The organism is Rhizobium sp. NZLR1b (genome assembly GCF_019685155.1).
Classification (GTDB): Bacteria; Pseudomonadota; Alphaproteobacteria; order Rhizobiales; family Rhizobiaceae; genus Rhizobium.
In genome coordinates, this window is the sequence record NZ_JABDWC010000008.1 from 200572 (window position 1) to 219669 (window position 19098).

The 19098-nt window shown below is 60.8% G+C and carries 17 protein-coding genes and 3 pseudogenes; 13 read left to right on the forward strand and 7 right to left on the reverse strand.

Annotation, left to right across the window (positions count from 1 at the left end; genetic code table 11):
• Positions 1 to 64: 64 nt before the first annotated feature.
• On the forward strand, positions 65 to 1156 hold the full coding sequence (locus HJB84_RS14490; RefSeq protein ID WP_207585813.1) for an acyltransferase: 1092 nt from the start codon (positions 65 to 67) through the stop codon (positions 1154 to 1156).
• Here HJB84_RS14490 and pdxA read toward each other — a convergent pair.
• The 4 genes from pdxA to HJB84_RS14510 form a co-directional block, all read right to left on the reverse strand.
• Positions 1125 to 2138: a 4-hydroxythreonine-4-phosphate dehydrogenase PdxA gene (gene pdxA, locus HJB84_RS14495; RefSeq protein WP_207585918.1), complete on the reverse strand. Its 1014-nt coding sequence runs from the start codon at positions 2136 to 2138 to the stop codon at positions 1125 to 1127. The two genes, HJB84_RS14490 and pdxA, sit on opposite strands and share 32 nt — an antisense overlap.
• Positions 2139 to 2152: 14 nt before the next feature.
• Positions 2153 to 3286, reverse strand: coding sequence for an iron-containing alcohol dehydrogenase (locus tag HJB84_RS14500; RefSeq protein WP_207585812.1), 1134 nt, complete (start codon positions 3284 to 3286; stop codon positions 2153 to 2155).
• A 356-nt stretch (positions 3287 to 3642) separates the two neighbouring features.
• Positions 3643 to 4830, reverse strand: coding sequence for an exo-alpha-sialidase (locus HJB84_RS14505; protein ID WP_221116241.1), 1188 nt, complete (start codon positions 4828 to 4830; stop codon positions 3643 to 3645).
• 11 nt (positions 4831 to 4841) lie between these two features.
• On the reverse strand, positions 4842 to 5747 hold the full coding sequence (locus tag HJB84_RS14510) for a dihydrodipicolinate synthase family protein (protein ID WP_221116242.1): 906 nt from the start codon (positions 5745 to 5747) through the stop codon (positions 4842 to 4844).
• A gap of 326 nt (positions 5748 to 6073) precedes the next feature.
• Between HJB84_RS14510 and HJB84_RS14515 the strand changes: the two genes are divergently transcribed.
• The 7 genes from HJB84_RS14515 (at position 6074) to HJB84_RS14545 (ending at position 13604) form a co-directional block, all read left to right on the forward strand.
• Positions 6074 to 7711 (forward strand): ABC transporter substrate-binding protein, encoded by a 1638-nt coding sequence (locus HJB84_RS14515; protein WP_207585809.1) that lies wholly within the window; start codon positions 6074 to 6076, stop codon positions 7709 to 7711.
• A gap of 131 nt (positions 7712 to 7842) precedes the next feature.
• Positions 7843 to 8799: an ABC transporter permease gene (locus HJB84_RS14520; protein WP_207585808.1), complete on the forward strand. Its 957-nt coding sequence runs from the start codon at positions 7843 to 7845 to the stop codon at positions 8797 to 8799.
• A gap of 2 nt (positions 8800 to 8801) precedes the next feature.
• Complete coding sequence (locus HJB84_RS14525; RefSeq protein ID WP_207585807.1) at positions 8802 to 9761, forward strand: ABC transporter permease; 960 nt, start codon at positions 8802 to 8804, stop codon at positions 9759 to 9761.
• Positions 9758 to 10765, forward strand: a complete 1008-nt coding sequence (locus HJB84_RS14530) for an ABC transporter ATP-binding protein (RefSeq protein ID WP_207585806.1) — start codon at positions 9758 to 9760, stop codon at positions 10763 to 10765. The genes HJB84_RS14525 and HJB84_RS14530 overlap by 4 nt, the downstream gene beginning before the upstream one ends.
• On the forward strand, positions 10765 to 11757 hold the full coding sequence (locus tag HJB84_RS14535) for an ABC transporter ATP-binding protein (protein ID WP_221116243.1): 993 nt from the start codon (positions 10765 to 10767) through the stop codon (positions 11755 to 11757). The genes HJB84_RS14530 and HJB84_RS14535 overlap by 1 nt, the downstream gene beginning before the upstream one ends.
• A complete protein-coding gene (locus HJB84_RS14540; protein ID WP_207585804.1) occupies positions 11754 to 12818 on the forward strand; it encodes a four-carbon acid sugar kinase family protein in 1065 nt (354 codons plus the stop codon). The genes HJB84_RS14535 and HJB84_RS14540 overlap by 4 nt, the downstream gene beginning before the upstream one ends.
• Before the next feature lie 21 nt (positions 12819 to 12839).
• Complete coding sequence (locus HJB84_RS14545) at positions 12840 to 13604, forward strand: FadR/GntR family transcriptional regulator (protein WP_221116244.1); 765 nt, start codon at positions 12840 to 12842, stop codon at positions 13602 to 13604.
• A 189-nt stretch (positions 13605 to 13793) separates the two neighbouring features.
• Here the strand turns inward: HJB84_RS14545 and HJB84_RS33990 are convergent.
• Both HJB84_RS33990 and HJB84_RS14550 read right to left on the reverse strand, forming a co-directional pair.
• Positions 13794 to 13868, reverse strand: a pseudogene (locus HJB84_RS33990) (DUF305 domain-containing protein); the annotation flags it as partial.
• A 3-nt stretch (positions 13869 to 13871) separates the two neighbouring features.
• Positions 13872 to 14758 (reverse strand): annotated as a pseudogene (locus tag HJB84_RS14550) (protein-L-isoaspartate(D-aspartate) O-methyltransferase); the annotation flags it as partial.
• A gap of 182 nt (positions 14759 to 14940) precedes the next feature.
• Between HJB84_RS14550 and HJB84_RS14555 the strand changes: the two are divergent.
• Both HJB84_RS14555 and HJB84_RS14560 read left to right on the forward strand, forming a co-directional pair.
• Positions 14941 to 15186: a hypothetical protein gene (locus tag HJB84_RS14555; RefSeq protein ID WP_221116245.1), complete on the forward strand. Its 246-nt coding sequence runs from the start codon at positions 14941 to 14943 to the stop codon at positions 15184 to 15186.
• A gap of 48 nt (positions 15187 to 15234) precedes the next feature.
• On the forward strand, positions 15235 to 15498 hold the full coding sequence (locus HJB84_RS14560) for a hypothetical protein (protein ID WP_207585801.1): 264 nt from the start codon (positions 15235 to 15237) through the stop codon (positions 15496 to 15498).
• Between the two features lie 115 nt (positions 15499 to 15613).
• Here HJB84_RS14560 and HJB84_RS14565 read toward each other — a convergent pair.
• A pseudogene (locus HJB84_RS14565) lies at positions 15614 to 15892 on the reverse strand (SDR family NAD(P)-dependent oxidoreductase); the annotation flags it as partial.
• A gap of 229 nt (positions 15893 to 16121) precedes the next feature.
• Here HJB84_RS14565 and HJB84_RS14570 point away from each other — a divergent pair.
• The 3 genes from HJB84_RS14570 (at position 16122) to HJB84_RS14580 (ending at position 19074) form a co-directional block, all read left to right on the forward strand.
• Complete coding sequence (locus tag HJB84_RS14570; RefSeq protein ID WP_207585800.1) at positions 16122 to 17273, forward strand: helix-turn-helix domain-containing protein; 1152 nt, start codon at positions 16122 to 16124, stop codon at positions 17271 to 17273.
• Positions 17274 to 17464: 191 nt separating this feature from the next.
• The gene (locus HJB84_RS14575) at positions 17465 to 17860 is read left to right on the forward strand and encodes a response regulator (RefSeq protein WP_207585799.1); all 396 of its coding nucleotides are present in this window, start codon (positions 17465 to 17467) and stop codon (positions 17858 to 17860) included.
• 191 nt (positions 17861 to 18051) lie between these two features.
• Positions 18052 to 19074 carry a chemotaxis protein CheB gene (locus HJB84_RS14580; protein ID WP_221116246.1) on the forward strand — a complete coding sequence of 341 codons (1023 nt, stop codon included), beginning with the start codon at positions 18052 to 18054 and terminating at the stop codon, positions 19072 to 19074.
• The last annotated feature ends 24 nt before the right edge of the window (positions 19075 to 19098 follow it).

A 19098-nucleotide genomic window follows, 5' to 3' on the forward strand; every position in this document is an offset into this window, starting at 1 on the left:
GTACTGCGGAGGAGCCGACCGCTGTGCACGCCCCTCAGATAAAGTGTCATAGGATATCGATAAGATGACCAGTCTCGACCGCGGTTATGCGCCACCGGTGATTGACAACGGAGGAGTCTCGATTACCGACCGCAGCCGTTACTATTCTCTCGATGCAATGCGCGGGTTTGCCGCAATTTGCGTTGTGGCTACACATTTCCAAGAGAGATATGCCCCCTCCGCTTATCTGGCAGTCGACTTTTTCTTCGTTCTCAGCGGATTTATTATCGCGGACATTTACGGAAAAAGGCTTTCGCGCGGTCTGCCATTCCAGGCGTTTATGACGGCACGAATCAAACGTCTTTATCCGCTCTATCTGATCGGAATTTTAGTCGGTCTCGTACAGATCATTCTGCTGACAAGCTGGGGGCTGAGAGGCCAAAGTGTCGTTGACCTGCTGGTGTCGACAGTTGCTAACGGGGCTTTTCTGCCCAGCCCGATGTATTTCCTTCAAGCCAACCCAATGCAGGGGATGTTTCCAATCAATGGCCCGGCATGGTCGATGTTCTGGGAACTGTTGGTGAACATACTCTTTGCATGTTGGCTTTTTCGGCTCTCTATCCGCGCCCTTTGTCTCGTTGCCTTGGTCTCGGCTGCATTATTGGTTTGTGTCGGTCTTAAGTACGGTATGTTGAATATCGGCTGGGAGTGGCCTTCCGCGATAGGTGGACTCCCACGAGTAATGTTTTCATTTACTGCAGGGGTCGTGATCAGCCGTCTATTCGGTGGTATGCCCGCCTGGAGGAAGGGTTGGACCGCCTTAGTGCCATGCCTGCTTCTGATGATCTGCATCGCAGCGCCGGTTCCGTCCGTGCTGCGGCCTTATTACGATTTGATGTTCGCGATGGCTTTGGCGCCGCTCATCGTGATGCTTGGCCTCTTTTTGGAGATGCCTGCAAAATTAGAGGCGTTGGCGACGTGGATCGGGTATATCTCCTACCCCGTCTACATCTTGCACCGAGGTGTGATCGGTGTTTTCAAGCCAGTTGCCGGGTCGATCGGGGTGAATGGCCCTCTCGCCTTCTTCGTGCTTCTCAGCGCAGTCGTATGTTTTGCTTATGTAACCGCTCGTTTCCTAGACAAAACTATGGCTGTACGGACCCGCCGAGCTCAATAACATCCCGCCGCGGCGAGCGCGCCATCAGCCGGGCATAGGCGATGGCCGAGAGCATGTTGACGTGGTTGGCCTTGCCGGTGCCGGCAATGTCGAAGGCGGTGCCGTGGTCGACCGAGACGCGGTCGATCGGCAGGCCGAGCGAGACGTTGACCGCCGTCTCGAAGGCGACGAGCTTGATCGGGATGTGGCCCTGGTCGTGATATTGGGCGATGACCAGATCGAAGGCGCCGTTATAGGCGCGGGCGAACACCGTGTCGGCGGAGATCGGGCCGACGACGTCGATGCCCTTCGCCTGCGCCTGCTCGACGGCGGGCGCCAGGAATTCCGTGTCCTCAGTGCCGAACAGGCCATTTTCGCCGCAATGCGGATTGAGGCCGGCAACGGCGATGCGCGCCTTCTTGCCAAGCCTCAGGAAATGCTTATGGCCTGCTTCGATAGTGGCGAGCACCCGCTCGGTCTTGGCGCGTTCGATCGCGCCTTTCAGCGAGATGTGGGTGGAGACGTGGATGGTGTTCAGCCGCTCGGAGGCAAGCAGCATGAAGGAACTCTTCGAGCCCGTGAGGTGGGCGAGAAGCCCGGTATGGCCGTCATGGTGATGGCCGGCAAGGTTCATCGCTTCCTTGTTGATCGGCGCGGTGACGATGACATCGGCTTCACCAGACATCGCAAGATCGACCGCGCGGGTGATATAGCGCACCGAGGCATCGCCGGCGACCGGGCTGACCTTGCCGATCTCGGGCAGGGCCGCGCCGAGCGCAACCTCATCTACGGCGATCCTGTCGTCACCGGGGCGATCGGCGGGCCCGAACCGCAGACCGGTGCCGGTGACGCGGTCGGCGCGCTCCAGCGCTTCGACATTGCCGACGATGACGAAATCGCGGCGCTCTTCGCTCGGAAGGGCCGCCAAGGCCTTGACGATCACCTCAGGGCCGACACCGGCCGGATCGCCGAGCGTCACGGCGACTTTCGCATTCCTGTCCATCATAAAAGTCCCTTCTACAACGCGGCTGCGTAAATCGAGCGGATGTCGGCACGTGTGAGATCGCGCGGATTATTGTCGAGCAGACGGCGAATGGCAAAGGCATCGTCGGCCATGGCGTCGAGATCGCTTTCCGGCACGCCGAGGCCGGAGAGCTTCATCTCGATACCGAGTTCGGCGCAGAAAGCGTAAGCCGCATCGAAGACGGATGCGATGGTTTCCGAGGTTTGACGTCCGAGAGCCGCCATCACCGTCTTGGTCTTTTCCGGGGCGGCCAGCGTGTTGAAGGCAAGCACATGCGGAAAGATCAGCGCGTTCGCCGCGCCATGGGCAACATGCCAGCGCGTGCCGAGGGGATAGGCAAGCGCATGGCCGCCGGCAGTGTTGACCGGGCCAAGGCAGAAACCGCCGTACAGCGAGGCGAGCGACAGGCCGGCGCGCGCCTCGCCGTCGTTACCATCCTTGACGGCACGGGCGAGATATTTGCCGACCAGCCGCGTTCCCTCGATCGCATAGATATCGACCATCGGATGGGCCTTGCGATTGGTGAAAGCCTCGACGCAATGGGCCATCGCGTCGATGCCGGTAGCGGCTGTCGTGCGGGCCGGCACGCTGAAGGTCAGGGCCGGATCGATGACGGCGATGTCGGCCAGCATATGCAGGCTTTCGACGGCAAGCTTCGCCATAGTGGCCGGATCGGTGACCAGCGCGCGGATGCCGGCCTCGCTGCCGGTGCCCGAGGTGGTCGGTACCTGGGCGAGTGCTGCCTTACGCGGCCCATGCACCTTGTTGGGGCCGACGACGTCATGCAGCGTCTGCGCGGAGCCGGCAAGAACGGCGGCAAGTTTTGCCAGGTCCATGGCGCTGCCGCCACCGAAGCCGACGATCAGTTCGGCGTTGGCGCCGTTGGCCGCGGCCAGGACTTTTTCGAGATTGGCCGTGTCCGGCTCGGGCGTCACTTCAGCAAAGACCGTCACTTCGCCCTTCAGCTCCAGCACGTCGATGCGCGAGGCATTGAAGGCATCGGAGATGACAAGCATGCGCCGATAGCCCTTTTCGGCAGCCCATTTGCCGAGCTTTCCCGCCGTGCCGATGCCGAATTCGATCAGGTGCGGCCGAACGATCGTGATTGGCGAATCCAAGCTGGCCATGAACCAGTCCTCCCTGCAAAGACCTTGCGGCGATGTCGTCTGTCTTTAATGTAAAGTTGTAAGATTAATGTCAAGCCAGCATTCCCAGGTGAGTAAATTTTTATCGCCGAACATGGCGTCAAATGCGGTTCAAACTGACGTCGGCGCGTCAATATCTTATTGAATATCAGATTGTTACGGTAAATTGTTCGATGAACTGGCATTCGAACATGAAGGATGGGCCGCCATTTGCGTCGGTGCCGAACAGCGCGGAGATGTTGTCACATTCTCTCGCGATGCCGATCAACGCCAGTTCCAGCCTGCATGCTTTCGCGCTCGACCGGACACAGATTTACAATTTTCGGCCGCCGGCTCGCTTACGGCAGGGATTGCGGGGCAAGCCGCACATATTTGATGGCGCGCCGGTAGTAGGTGTAGGCCACATGGAGCGTGCCGTCGCTGCCCTGGATGATCGAGGGGTAGGAGAATTCGCGGTTCAGCGAGTCCTTCGAATTGTTGCTGAGGCAGAAGCCGTCGCCGGTATCGAGATCGATGCGATGCGGAAAACTTCTGCCGCCATCCCTCGATATCGCGAAGCTGAGCGGCGCACGCGGAACACCCCAGACCGCCTTGCGGCCGATATCGGCGGCGACCATAGTGGCCTCTTTGGGCTCGTCGCCTTCGATTTCGTCATAGAGGGACTGACGCCGCGCGTCCGACATGCCGGCATTCGAATGGTTGTAAACCATTGCGATCGCTCCATCATTCAGCATGGTAGCCTGGATCGAGGAGTTGTTGTTCGGCAGTTCGGTGGGCTCGGGCACGCTCCAGGTTTCGCCGCCGTCGGTCGATCTGCTGGAAAGAACGCTCTCGGCGAAGCGGTTGCGGTAGAAGGCGACCATCTCGTCGCCGCCGAGCGGCAGGATGTTCATGTGCACGGCGCCGATACTGTCTGGAATATCGCGCATCTGCCAGCTGGCGCCGCCGTCTCGTGAGATCAGCACCGCCGCCGTATCGGCGTCGCCACTCCAGCGCTGGCCGTTGAGGCCGACGCAGCGGAAAACCGGAAGCAGCCAGTCGCCCCGGTCGTTGACGACGATCTGCTGGCGAACGAAGGTGCCGGGACTGTCGCAGAGGATGCGAACCGGGCCGAAGCTTTTACCGCCATCCCCCGATATCCGGCATTTGACAACAGAGCCATCCTGATTGCCGGAGGTCTGTGAGGTGTAGAGCAGCCATGTTTTCCCGTCCGGAGCGTTGAAAATCAACGGATTTTGCTCGGATTTCTCTGGGTCGTCGCTCATCTTCTCCGGCTTGGACCAGCGCTGGGAGCCCGGTGCCAGCCGCGACATGTAAATCGAAATATCACCCATGCCCTCCATCGTGCCGCCGAACCAGACGCAGGTCAGCGTGCCGTCCGGCAGAAAGGCGAGATTGGCCGCATGGTTCTGGATGCAAGGGGAGGGCAGATAGGCATCAGCCCGGCCCTGAATGGAGGGGTGCGGGGTGATAAGCCCAGTCATCAGGGCGGGCACGGCTTCCGAAGGCAGGCCGGTAAAACTCATAGCGGATCTCCTCAAGGCAGCTTGGCGTAGCTTTCGGCGAGCGCGGCATAATCCGCCTCGCTCAGCGGCATCAACGGCGCGCGTGTGCGCTTCCAAGCGGGATTGCCGGTCTTTAACCCCACCATTGCCTTGATGGTCGGGATCTGAACGTAGGAATTGGAAAGCGTGCGATAGGCGTTGATGCGCGCCTGCGCTGCCTCGACATCGTCGGCGCGGGCTTCGTCATGAACATGGTCGTAGACGGTGCGCAGCGAATCCGCCACGAGATTGGAGGTTGCGGTGATGCAGCCCGCACCGCCAGCCTTCAGCAGCGGCAGCAGCAGCGGATCGGCGCCGGCCAGCACCGAAAAGCCGGGATGGGCGGCAATTATCGCCTGCATGTTGTTGAAATCACCGGCAGATTCCTTGATGCCGACAATCGTTTCCGGGAAGGCCGCAATCAGCCGGCCGATCAGCGGAATGGAGAGCGGAACGCCAGAAACCTGCGGAATGTGATAGAGGATCACCCGCAGACGCGTATCGGCGACCTTTTCCAGCACCTGCGAATAGGCGGCGAAGAGGCCGTCGTCGGAGACGCCCTTGTAATAGAAGGGCGGCAGCATCACCACCTTGGTGACGCCGAGCGAAAGCGCGTGCCGGGTCAGTTCGACGGTCTCCGGAATGGCGACGACGCCGGTGCCCGGCAAAAGCCTGTCGGCCGGAATGCCGGCCTTTAGCGCCGCTTCCAGAATGGCGCGGCGCTCGGCTGCGGAGAAGGAATTGGCCTCGCCTGTCGTGCCGAGCAGGGCCACGCCATGACATCCCTCGGCCAGCAGCTGCCGGCAATGGTCGGTGAAAAGCGCGAGGTCCGGCGTATTGTCCGCAGTCAGCGGCGTTGCGGCGGCGCTGAAAACGCCTGTAATCCTGTGATGGCTCATTTCGCCCTCCTCGGTGCGTCCCGTCCTGCCGGTGCGTGTTCGAACCGGCCGGCTGCACATTCCATTGTCATTCGTCTGTCGCGATGGATTGCGGAAAACTTTTCCATTGCGGCCCTTTTGTCAAGCAGACAAAATGCATTCCTTCGAGACGTAAAATTTAACTAATTGTTATTGCATGGGTATTTGTCATTGGAAATTTTGTTGGAATGGAAAATGCGATTTTTTGTTGACATATTTACAATAACGAGAGAACGATACGGGACGGATTGTGCTGCGCCTGGCAAGGGGCAGGGAGAGCGCTGCCGAATTCACCTGGGAGGAATGCCATGTCTTTAGATCAATCGGATAAAACCAATATATCGCGTCGCAACGCGCTGAAGCTCGGTCTTGCGGCCGGCGTCGGCCTCACCGTGTTCGGGATGAATGCCCGCATCGTAACGGCCGACGAGGGCCAGGTCCTCAAGGTCGCACATCCGGCCTTCGATCAGGATTGGTCGCCGCTGCGCGGCGGCGGCAGGACGTTCCGCTGGAATTCGATCTGGTGGGCCTCGCCGATGTATTTCGACAGCCAAGGCAAAATCAAGCCTTACGTCTTCACCAGTTGGGAATCGGCCGACAACGCCGTCTGGACTTTCAAGATCGACCCCAAGGCCGTTTTCTCCGACGGCAGCAAGATCACCTCGGCCGACGTCAAGGGATCGTGGGAAGTCGCCTCGATGCCGAACACCAAGAGCCAGCGCGCCGACCAGGTGCTGAGCAAGGTCAAGGGTTACGCCGAGATCGCTGCCGGCTCCGGCAAAGAGCTGACGGGTGTCGCGACACCCGACGAGGGGACGGTCGTCGTGACGCTGACGGCAGCCGATCCGATCTTCTTCATGCGCCTGGCAAACCACATCGCGCCGATCACCAAGGCCTCGCAGTCGCGCGGCAGCGACGGCGAGGAGATCATCGACTGGTACAAGCCTGACAGCAAGCCGGCCTTCTCCGGCCCCTTCAAGCTGACGAGCATCGATATCGACGCCGGCAAGCTCACCTTCGAGCCGAACGAGAACTTCTTCGGCCCGAAGCCGAAGCTCGCGCGCATCGAGGTCACCTCGATCGAGGACAATGTGACGGCGACATCGCTGATCAAATCCGGCGAGTTCAACGCACATACGGAACTCGTCACTTCAACGATCATCCAGGATCTCGGCCCCGAATTCTCCGCCGGCCCGCTGATCCCGACCAGCCAGCACTTCTGGTTCAATATCTCCCGCGCGCCGATGGACGATCCGAAGGTCCGCCAGGCGCTGATCATGGCGATCGATCGCGACGGCCTGTTCAAGGCGTCCTATCCGGACGGGCCGCACAAGAAGGCCGACCAGATCCTCAACTCGGTTCCGGGCGCCGAAGATTCCGGCTTCGAGCCCTTTCCCTTTGATCCGGCAGCCGCAAAGAAGCTGCTCGCCGAATCGAGCTATGGCGGACCTGAGCGCCTGCCGAAGATCATGTTCGTCGGCATCTCGGCGCCGGCCATTCAGGCCGCCGCCCAGTTCATCGCCGAGCAATGGCGCCAGAACCTCGGCATCACCGCCGTCGACATGAAGCCGCAGCAGGATGCTTATGCCGGCCCGGACCAGAACTCGGTCCAAATCTTCCGCGACGATGTCGGCACCCGCGTTCCCGATGCCGTTTCCTATTTGGCAGGCTGCATCGCCTCGACCTCGTCGAATGCGCAGAACAAGCTCGGCGGATACAAGAACGACAAGGTCGACAGCGCCCTTACTGAGGCGACGACCAAGGCTGCGGACGATCCGCAGCGCATCGCTCTTGCCCAGGAAGCCCAGAAGGCGTTCCGCGACGATTGGGCCTTCATTCCGTGGTATTCTCAGGCGATGTCGCGCTGGGCCACCAAGGAGGTCAAGGGCCTGGACAAGAACCTCGACTGGCAGATCGTCGAACCCTGGAACATTTCCATCGGTTGATCCGGAACAATCGTTCCTGGCGATAAACGCGCGAAGGCCGCAAGGTCTTCGCGCAAATTTCAAGAAGAGATGCGATCTGTCGGGCTTCTGCGAAGGACAAGAACGCATCGAACAACTGACGGGAGGTGGCCATGCTGCGCTACGTGCTAACCCGGTTTGCCATCTGGATTCCCTCCGTTCTGGTGGTGATGCTGGCCGTCTACGCGCTGGCCTTCTACGGCGCCGGCGATCCGATCAAGCTGATCTTCCTGCGCGCACCGGGCGACGTCGCTTATAATCCGCAGCGCATCGAAGCCATCCGCGAAAGTGCTGGCCTTAACAGACCCTTCATCGAGCAGTTCGGCCTTTACATCTGGAACCTGCTGCACGGCCAATTCGGCAACTCGCTGACGTCGGGCCGCGCCGTCTGGGCAATGGTCTCAGCCGCCGCTCCCGTCTCCTTCCAGCTCGCCCTCTGTTCCGTCATCCTGACGACCGTCGTTGCGATCCCGCTCGGCATGATCGCGGCGCTGAACCAGAATTCGCGCCTCGACTATACCATTCTTGGCTCCGCGCTCTTCCTCTGGGCGATCCCGGCCTATGTCGCCGGGCCGCTGCTGATGGTCGGCCTCATCGTGCTGCTGCCGGGCGCGAGCGTGCCCTATGGCTGGGGCGGCATTTTCGATGTCCGTATCCTACTGCCGCTGCTCGTGCTTTCCTTCCAGCCGATCGCGCTCATCGTGCGCCAGACCCGGGCTGCCGTCATCGAGGTGCTGTCGGAGGATTTCGTCCGGACCGCGCGGGCCAAGGGCGTGCCCGAGATCATCGTGGCGCTGCGCCATATCCTGCGGCCGGTACTGACGCCTGTGGTGACGCAGCTCGGCCTGATCATGATCACCATCGTCAACGGCGCGATCTTCGTCGAACTGGTCTTCGGCCTGCCGGGGCTCGGACGCCTGACGGTGCAGGCGCTGATCAATTCCGACTATCCGGTGATCCTGGCGATCACGCTGATCGGATCGTTCCTGGTGATGGTGTCGAACCTCTTGGTGGATGTGCTCTATCCGCTGCTTGACCCGCGCGCCAATGATGCAAGAAGGAGCCGCTGACCATGTCCGCAATCCCTCTATCCACCACCGAAACCGTCGAGGAACAGCCGGTCAGCCTGTGGCGCGACGCCTGGTATCGGCTGAAGCGCAACAAGCTCGCCGTCTTCGGCCTGGTTATCGTCCTGATCCTCGCCTTCACAGCGATCTTCGGGCCTTACCTGACGCCCTATGACTATCTGAGCCAGGATCTCAACGCACGTAACGCGCTGCCGTCGATGAGCCATCTTTTTGGAACCGACGATCTCGGCCGCGATGTCTTCAGCCGGGTGGTCTTCGGCACGCGGACCGCTTTCCTCGTTGCCGTCATCGTCACCTTCTTTGCGGTGCTGATCGGCCTCACGCTCGGCGCGGTGGCCGGTTTCTTCGGCAATCCCTTCGACCGCGCCATCATGTGGCTGACCGACGTGACAATGTCGGTTCCCAACCTGCTGCTCGTCGTCGTCATCAACGCATCGCTGAAATCGCCGATCACCCGATGGATGGAGGCGCGTTACCTCGAGACCTTCAATCCCTTCTATCGCCAGACGATATGGGTGGATTTCATCCTCGTCTTCGGCTCGATGGCGTTGATCTCCTGGCCGCCCTATGCCCGTCTGGTGCGCGCCCAGGTTCTGTCGATTCGCAGCCGACCCTATATCACCGCAGCCCAGGCACTCGGCCTTTCGAACTGGGTCATCATCAAGCGTTACGTCGTGCCGAATGCGCTTGGACCGCTGATCGTCTCGGTCAGCGCCGGCCTCGGCACGGCGATGGTGCTGGAAAGCGCCTTCAGCTTCCTCGGTGTCGGCGTCAATCCGCCGACGCCGAGCTGGGGCAACATGATCTCGGACGGCCTTCGCGTCTGGCAGCATTATCCGCATCTCCTTGCCGCTCCGGCGGCCGTGCTCGGCCTTGCCTCGGTTGCTTTCAGCTTCCTCGGCGACGGTCTCAACGACGCGCTCAATCCGCGGGGCAGCAAATGATCGACACCAAAAACACCGAACGCCTGCTCGATGTCAGGAACCTCACCGTCGAGATCGACGGCCGCAATGGCCCGGCCGTCGTCGTCGACGGCATCGATCTCCATGTCGACAAGGGCGAGACGCTCGGCGTTGTCGGCGAATCCGGTTGCGGCAAGAGCCTCACCATGCTGAGCCTGATGCGGCTCCTGCCGAACAAGATCAAGGTCACCAAGGGAACGGCCACCTTCGACGGCCGCGATCTGCAGACGATGTCGAATCGCGAGCTGCGCAAGGTGCGCGGCGGCGATATCGGCTTTGTCTTCCAGGATCCGATGACGTCGCTTAATCCCGTCATGCGCGTCGGCGACCAGATTTGCGAGCCGCTGATGTATCACCGCGGGATGAAAAAGGCTGCGGCCCGCGCCCGCGCCGTCGAGCTTCTGCGCCTCGTCGGCATTCCCGGCCCGGAAGAGCGCCTGCAGGCCTTTCCGCACGAGCTTTCCGGTGGCATGCGCCAGCGCGTGATGATCGCGATCGGCCTTGCCTGCAATCCCAAGCTTCTGATCGCCGATGAGCCGACGACGGCGCTCGACGTCACCATCCAGGCTCAGATCGTCGATCTGGTGAAGGACCTGCGCGCCAAGCTCGGCATGTCGGTCGTCTGGATCACCCATGATCTGGCGCTGATCGCCGGCTTGGTCGACCGCGTCGCCGTGCTCTATGCAGGCACGGTCGTCGAGGATGCGCCGGTCGACGAGCTCTATGCCCGCCCGAGCCATCCCTATACCCGCGGCCTGCTCTCCTCGATCCCGAAACTGTCCGACCCGCCGGCAAGCCGGCTGAGTTCGATCGGCGGCACGCCGCCGGAGCCCGGCCGCCGGCCGAAGGGCTGCCCGTTTGCGCCGCGCTGTCCGCTCGCCGAGACGATCTGCCACGAAAAGGTGCCGCAGCTTGAACGCTTAAGCGGCAGCAGCAATCATCGCGCCGCCTGTTTCGTCGTCCAGAGAATGCAGGAGGCCGCGTAATGGATGCTCAACCACTGCTCAAGGTCGAAAACCTGGTCAAGCATTTCCACGTCAAGCTCGGCGCCTTCGGCGAACGCTCGGCGACGGTCTATGCGCTCGACAACGTCAATCTCGATATCATGGAAGGCGAGACGCTGAGCCTCGTCGGCGAATCCGGCTGCGGCAAGTCGACGACCGGATTCACCATCCTCAACCTCTACAAGGCGACCAGCGGCAAGGTCGTTTACAAGGGCCAGGACCTCGCGACGCTCGATGAAAAGCAGATGCGGCCCTTCCGCCGCGACCTGCAGATCGTCTTCCAGGATCCCTATTCGACGCTCAATCCGCGTATGACGGTGGGCGAGGCGATCGGCGAGCCGATCCTCTTCCACAAACTCTGCACCAAGGCCGAGCTGAAAGAGAAAGTGGTGACGCTGCTCACCGATGTCGGCCTGCCCACGCGGTTTGCCCAGCGTTACCCGCATGAGCTTTCCGGCGGCCAGCGTCAGCGTGTCGTCATTGCCCGCGCGCTTGCCTGCCAGCCGAAATTCATCGTCTGCGACGAGGCGATCTCGGCGCTCGACGTGTCGATCCAGGCGCAGATCATCAACCTGCTGCTCGATCTGCAGGAGAAATACCGGCTGACCTATCTGTTCATTGCCCACGATCTGGCGGTGGTGCGCCATATCAGCACCCGCGTCGGCGTCATGTATCTGGGGCGGCTCGCCGAGCTTGCCAGCCGCGAGGAACTGTTCGACAATCCGCTGCATCCCTATACCAGGGCGCTGCTGTCGGCCGTTCCGGAGACCGATCCGGAGCATGAGCGCACCCGCCAGCGCCAGATCCTGCAGGGCGACGTGCCGAGCCCGCTGAACCCGCCTTCCGGCTGCCGTTTCCACACGCGCTGCCCGATCGCGATGGATGTCTGCAGCAAAGTTATTCCCGCCTGGAAGGAGGCCAAGCCCGGCCATCTCGTTGCCTGCCACGCCGTCAATACCGAGCAAATCGCATGACGCTGCAGGCTGCGATCATTGCCGACGATCTGACGGGTGCGCTCGATACCGGCACGCCCTTCGTCGCGGCCGGCCTTTCGGTTGCGGTCGCCATCGATGTCGAGGCGGCACAGGCTGCGATCGCCACCGGCTGCGATGTCCTGGTCATCAACACCGCCTCTCGCGCTCTTAGCGAGCGTGAAGCTGCCGAAAGGGTCCGATCGGCCGCCGAGGTCATTCGTGACATCAAACCTTCCGTTGTTATGAAGAAGATCGACTCCCGGCTGAAGGGCAATGTCGCTGCGGAAAGCCTGGCGCTGAAAAAGGCGCTCGGCCTGAAGACCATCCTCGTGGCGCCCGCCATCCCCGATCAGGAGCGCGTGACTTACCGCGGATGTGTCGTCGGCCGCGGCGTCAACACGCCGCTGCCGATCGCCATGCTTTTTGCGGGCAGTGCGGGCGATGTTGTCGTTGCCGATGCCGAGGATGAGAGCGATCTCGATCAGATCGTCGAGGGTCATGACTGGCTGACGACGCTCGGCGTCGGTGCGCGTGGTCTCGGTGCGGCATTTGCCCGCCGGCTCGGCGAAACGGGGCGGCGGCCGATGACGGAATTTACGGCAACCCCGCGCACGCTGTTTGCCTTTGGCTCGCGCGATCCGATCACCTCAGTCCAGATGAACCGGCTCGAAGCTTCGGGCGCCTTGCGCGTGCTGGCGGATGCGCCGATGGGCAAGATCGAATGCGGCGAGGGCCTGGCGCTGCCGGCGCTGCTGCGCTGCACCGGCGAGATGGAGGCCGATGCAGCACTCGTCGCCCGCCGCTTTGCGGCAGGCGTCAGATTGGCCATCGACGACACCAGGCCTGAGATGCTGATGGTCGGCGGCGGCGATACGGCGCTTGCCGTTTTCCAGGCACTTGGGGTGAGAGTCTTGGCGCCAAAGGGCGAGATCGAGGCTGGGATCCCTTGGTTTGATATCACGGCCGCTGACGGGCGGCAATTTCGGTGCGCCGTGAAGTCGGGGGGCTTCGGCAATCCGGATAGTTTGTTAAAACTGGTTCTTTGGAATCAGGCGGCATAAGATACCGCCGGGGAGAATGACGTGGCTGAAGTGAATGGCGAATCTTTGAACGCGGAAGCCGGCCCGCCGGGCAAGCCCGAACGCGGCAAGGCCGTCAAGCTGGTCGATCGCGTCTTCGACCAGCTGCTCGAGCGTATCCGCGGCGGAAACTATCCACCGGATTCACGCCTTCCCGGCGAACATGAGCTTGCCTCGATGCTCGGTGTTTCCAGGCCGATCGTCCGCGATGCGCTGGCCCGCCTGCGCGATCAGGGCATGGTCTATGCCCGGCAGGGCGCTGGCACCTTCGTCAGCGCCCATGGGTCGCCGACGACGCAGCTTGCCTATTCGCCGGTCAAGACGATCGCCGATATTCAGCGCTGCTACGAATTCCGCCTGACCATCGAGCCGGCCGCCGCCTATTTCGCCGCCAAGCGCCGCAATGAATCGGCGATCCAGAAAATCGCCGGCGCCCTTGCGGATCTGCGCGAGGCGACCAGCCATCAGTTGCACCGCACCGATGCCGATTTCATCTTCCATCGCGCGGTAACTGAGGCTGCAAACAATCATTATTATACCGCTTCGATCGACGCGCTGAAGGCGCATATCGCCGTCGGCATGCATCTCCACGGCCTCTCCCTGCTTGGCCCTCGCCAAGGGCTGGAACAGGTCTATGAAGAGCATAACGCCATCTACAAAGCGATCGCCGATGGCCGGGCTGACGATGCGCAAAGGCTGATGAAGGCGCATCTCGAAGGCTCCCGCGACCGTCTGTTCGAGGGCAGGGCGCTCGACCTGTCCTTCTGAGGATCTAGCAGATGGGCGATTTCCACCTTGGTCTTTGCCGTTGCCGGGATGATTTCCTCGAGCAATGCCCCAGGGTGGGAGGGGCAGTGCGTCGTCGGCCTCGTCGTTTCTACGGCATTTGATCATTCCCCATCCAGGTGTGCTTGCGGCCCATGCCTTCAGCTTGGGATTGTCCCCTTCGTCGCATTAGCGCTTGAAGAGATCGGCGGCGTCTTCGTGGGCGGCGGCTTCCTTGTCCGAGTGATATTGCTTGTTGAAATCGTCCCGAGGGCCGCCTGTTCCAAGTAAAGCAGCAAGCAGATCACCAGAAGAAGCGTGAACACGATCCACGAAATACGTTGAACTGCCCAGAATCGTTGCTGGAACTCGGTATGGTCGAGCATGCCTTCGGGTAGCGCCGGCGATTTGCTTATCTCTCCCATGCCCTCTCCCTGTGCGTTTCGCAGAGAACCGGGGCCGGACGCAAGAGTTCCCGGCGATACCGGGACCGTCGCCGTGTACCTCGGATGTGCAGCAGTCCAGGCGTCTTCGCCGATCAGGGGAACGAAGACCACCCCGCCGAGATCTTCCTCCTCGAACTGGGCGGCCCCGGTGCGCATGATGCGTCTCAAGCGCTGCTCTTCGCTGCGGCCGACCGGGATGATAAGCCGCCCTCCGAGGTCCAACTGCTCCTTCAAGGCGGACGGCACCTCGGGTGCTGCCGCAGAAACGATAATGGCATCGAATGGGGCGGCTTCCGGCCAGCCCTTGCTGCCATCACCGACGCGAACGTCAATATTGTGGTATCCGAGCTGATCGAACCGTTCCCTGGCCAGAAGCGCCAGCCTTTCATGGCGCTCGATGGAATAGACCTGCCTTGCTATTCGGCTCATGAGGGCTGAAGCGTAGCCGGAGCCCGTTCCGACCTCGAGCACCTTGTCGCCGGCATCCAGACTGGCCTTTTCGAGCATCAGTGCCACGATGAAGGGCTGCGAAATCGTCTGGCCCTCGCCGATCGACAGCGGCGCATCCTCATAGGCGAATTCCTCGAAACCTGGAGCAACGAATTTTTCGCGCGGCACCGTGCGCATCGCCTCGGTGACGCTTCGATCGCGAATGCCGCGACGCGTCAGCTGGTGCTCCACCATGCGGTCTCGGATTTGCGTCATATCCATGGATCAGCTCCACTGTCGGCGTTGTGGCTAGGGGCAAGCTTCTCGGCCGGGCAGAAGAATGGAAACAACGGGAGAGCCTCGTCATTCCGATGCGCTGCTCGGTCCATGTGGGGAACTTAGTGTGAAGAGCGAAGTTCGACAGGCCTATGCAAACTAGGAAATTCCGTTCCGATGAGGCGTCAGTGTCCACGAACCCACTCATCAACGAACCGGTCGACGACCTTGCCTCCCGCCTTGAGGTGATGACCGACGACGAGGTGTTTATGACCATGAGCGAGCTGGAAAGCGCCAGCGAAGCTGCCGGGGACGATGCGGCGCAAGAGATCCTTCCCCGGATTGTTTTGACCGAAAGCGAGATCGAGCGGCGCTATCCCGGCGAACTGCTCGCGCCATATCGCGACTGGAAGCAAAGGCAACCGCTGCTGTGACGACCCGACGATCATATGCCGAATACAAAACAACAGATGGAGGCAGCAATGAGCAGTTCCGAGACGACGACGGACCACAAGGCGATCCAGAAATGGGCGGAGAAAAGGGACGGTAAGCCGGCGGTTATCCGCGCCGGCGGTAAAGGCGGCGTGCTGCGCATCGATTTCGGAGAAAAAGAAGAGGAATTCGACGGGATCGGTTGGGATGAATTCTTCAAGATCTTCGACCAGAACAAGCTGGCTTTTCTCTACCAGGACAAGACCAAGGACGGGATGATCAGCCGATTCAACAAATTCGTCGAGCGCGACTAAATTGCTGGACGGATGGCGACGCGGGACCGGATCGCAGCGCCGCCCCAGAAACTTGCTCTTATTTCGTGCCCGAACCGAATGCTGATGGGACAGAATGCTTGCCGCGCGACGTTGGCATCCGCGCATCGTCATCCGCGTCATCCTTCTTCGCCTGGCCGATCGCAGTACCCATGAGATCGGCCCGCTTGAAGAACTCGGTCTCCGTCGCGCCCGGCATGAGGCAGCTGACGGTCGCGCCGGATCCCTTCAGTTCTTCGCGCAAGGCAAAAGAGAAACTGTTGATGAAGGCCTTGGTGCCGTTATAGACGGCGGAGCCGGGCATGAGACCGGCGATCGAGCCCGTCGGCAAGATGCGGCCTTCGCCGCGGCTGCGCATCTGGTTGCCGATCGCATGGCCCTGCGACGAACGCAGCGTTGATCGACGAGGTGCCGGCGCGGCCCGACACCCATCCCTCGCGATAATGGTTATTGGAAACCGGAGTTCCAACCCGAACGATCTTCGCGTCCTGTGGCGCCACCGTCGATCGCGATGTTGGGAATGGCGCTTTGGGGTCGATTTGGAACAGGTCGATAACCCAAACGTTTTCGCCTGCAGCAGAACATGACGTTAGGAGGCAAGCGGCATGAATACGGCTTTCAACAAGCCCGCGCGGGTGGCCCTGGTCGTTGAGGACGACTACGTCCTTGCGAGCGACCTCGCGTCCAAGCTGTCAGAAGCCGGAATGAAGATCATCGGGCCTGCACCCAACGTCCAGCAAGCCCTGAATTATATTGACGACGGTTCCCAAATTGACGTTGCGGTCTTGGACATCAATCTTAGTGGAACGATGGTGTTCCCTGTCGCCGATGAGCTATCGAAGCGCAATATCCCCTTTTTCTTTGCAACCGGCTACAGCCGGGACGTCGTTCCTCCGCGATTTGCGGATCGGATCTTCGTGGAAAAGCCGCTGGACAAGAGCGCGATTTTCGAAGCCCTTTCCAACTGCCGAGGCCCGGCGGAGAAGGCATCGGGCGACCACAAAAATCTCATTCTTTCCGCGCTTTCGTCCCGTGAAAGTGATGTCATCCAGCCGCATCTGAAATCGATTCGGCTGGTTCAAGGCGAGATCCTTGAACGGCAGTTTGGAGAGATAACGGCAGTCTCCTTCGTCGAAGCCGGGATTGTATCGCTGATCGCCTTGTCCCTCGATGGCGCACAAGTAGAGGCCGGTCTGATCGGGCGTGAAGGCGTTACCGGTACCGGATTGTTGGAAGGCGATTGGCGCACGCCTTACGCTATGATGGTGCAGATCGAGGGAACTGCCCAGCGCATCGATGTCGACAGCTTTCTTCGTCTCACGCAGAAGGCGCCGCAGTTGCGATCTCTTTCATCGTCATTTTCGCGGTCGCTCGGAATCCAGATCAGCTATACGGCCTTGGCTAATGGCCGATATTCCATAGAGCAGAGGCTGGCGCGCTGGCTGCTCATGCTCAATGATCGCGCCGACAGCCAAGTGCTGAATCTGACCCATCAATATATGTCTTTCATGCTCGGCGTCCGGCGTTCCGGAGTGACGGGCGCGCTCCACGTTCTGGAAGGCGAAAAGCTCATCAGATCCGTACGAGGAAAGGTCATCGTCGTCGATCGGGACGGGCTTGTTCTGAAGGCCCATGGTTCTTACGGCATCCCCGAGGCGGAATACGAGCGCCTGATGGGTTTCTCATTGCGCGGCGCCGAGAACATTTCGATGAACTCGGCCAATCATATCCCCGCTTTTCAATCCCGAAAACTTTAAGGACGAAAATAAAGCCTATATTCCTATGAGCGGTGAGCACCTCGTCGCAGCGTTTAAACCTGCCGTGGGGCGCAACTTTTGCCTCAAGTTATAGTTTGACAGGCGAAGGAGCCAGATCATGAACCAATTCCTTGTGTTCGCAGGACGCATCTATCTGCTCTTCGAATCCCGCCTCGTTGGAAAGGTGCCCGGTGGAAAATAGCAATCAAACGAGACTCTTTTCGGGAAAGCGCATCCTGATCGTTGAAGACGAATATTTTCTGGCTGACGAGACTCGCCGGACGCTGGAGGATCTTGGGGCAATCGTGGTAGGTCCGACGTCAAACGTTGGCCGCGCCCTCGACCTTATCGACCGGGAACACATCGACGCAGCGATCCTCGACGTCTACCTTGGTGACGAGCTTGTATTTGCCGTCGCCGATGAATTGGAGGCGCGTGACATCAACTTCGTCTTTGCTACCGGCTACGACCCCTCCCACATCCCAGTAAAGTACAAGGGGTTTGCGCTCTGCGAAAAACCAACTGAACTCGAGCAGATCGCCGTCGCACTCTTTGGTCCACCCGGCGGGTTCGAAAAGCTTAACTGATCGTCTCGCCGTATGGAGCTGTCTTGAATCTGCTGAGACGCGCGGTCGACCCATCTACCGACAGCCCGGCCGCAGGTGCAGGGTTCCGCGGTTGAGCTGCTATGTGGAAGAACAATTAGGACTGTCTGCGTACGACGCGGAACCATGAGGCCTCGCCGACTGTTGAGCATGATCTTGAAAGGTCAAAGGTCATGTCATCAAGCGCGACCAAGGATATCATTGCTATCGGCGGTTCGACGGGGAGTGGAGCTGTGCTCAAGACCCTGGTCGCTGATCTACCTGCTGACCTTCCGGCAACTGTCTTCGTCAGTACCCACATTCCTTCAAACTCACCCGGTTTTTTGCCGGAGATGCTAGCGGCGAGATCCAAGCTTCCGGTGACGCAGGCGGTTGACGGCCAGCCGATCGAGCGCGGACACGTCTATCTCGCTGCACCCGACCGCCACCTGCTGCTCATGGGCGAAACGATCATGTTCGGAGCCGGCCCACGGGAAAACATGGCCCGGCCCTCGATTGATCCGATGTTTCGCTCTGCTGCCCTGTCATTCGGACCACGCGTGGTGGGGCTCGTCCTGACCGGGATGCTCAATGACGGCGCGGCAGGGCTTCATGCGATCAAATCCAATGGCGGCACGGCCGTGGTGCAGCACCCGCTCGATGCGGTGGCGGATCAGATGCCGCTTGCGGCGCTTGAAGCCGTAGAGGTCGATCATGTGGCCGCGGCGGCTGATCTCGGCAGGTTTCTTACCGACCTCGCGGGAAGCGAAGCGGGGCCGAGTCTTGATTTGCCGTCCGACGAGTTGCGGCTCGAAGTCGAAATCGCGGCGGGTGGACAAACTGGCAGCGCCGAACTTCGCAAGATCGCGTCACCAATTGCTATGACTTGCCCGGATTGCCATGGCGTGCTTTCGGAGGTTCGCGGTTCCCGGCCGTTGCGGTTTCGGTGTCAGATCGGCCACGCCTATACCGCTGACGCGCTGGCGGGGCACATCGATGAGCTGGACGAGGCGATCAGGATTGCGATGCGGGTCATGGAGGAGCGGGTGACCCTCGTTGAGCGCATGGCTCGGGACGCGCGTGATACCGGCCGGACCACCGTCGCTGAACTCTATGAGGCAAGAGCTGCAGAATATCGGCGCTATTCCGCGACCCTGCGCGACGCTGCCTTGACGTCTTCGCGCCTCGGCCGCGCGGCACGTTTTCAAGACTTCTGATAAAGGTGTATCTTTGTGCCGAGC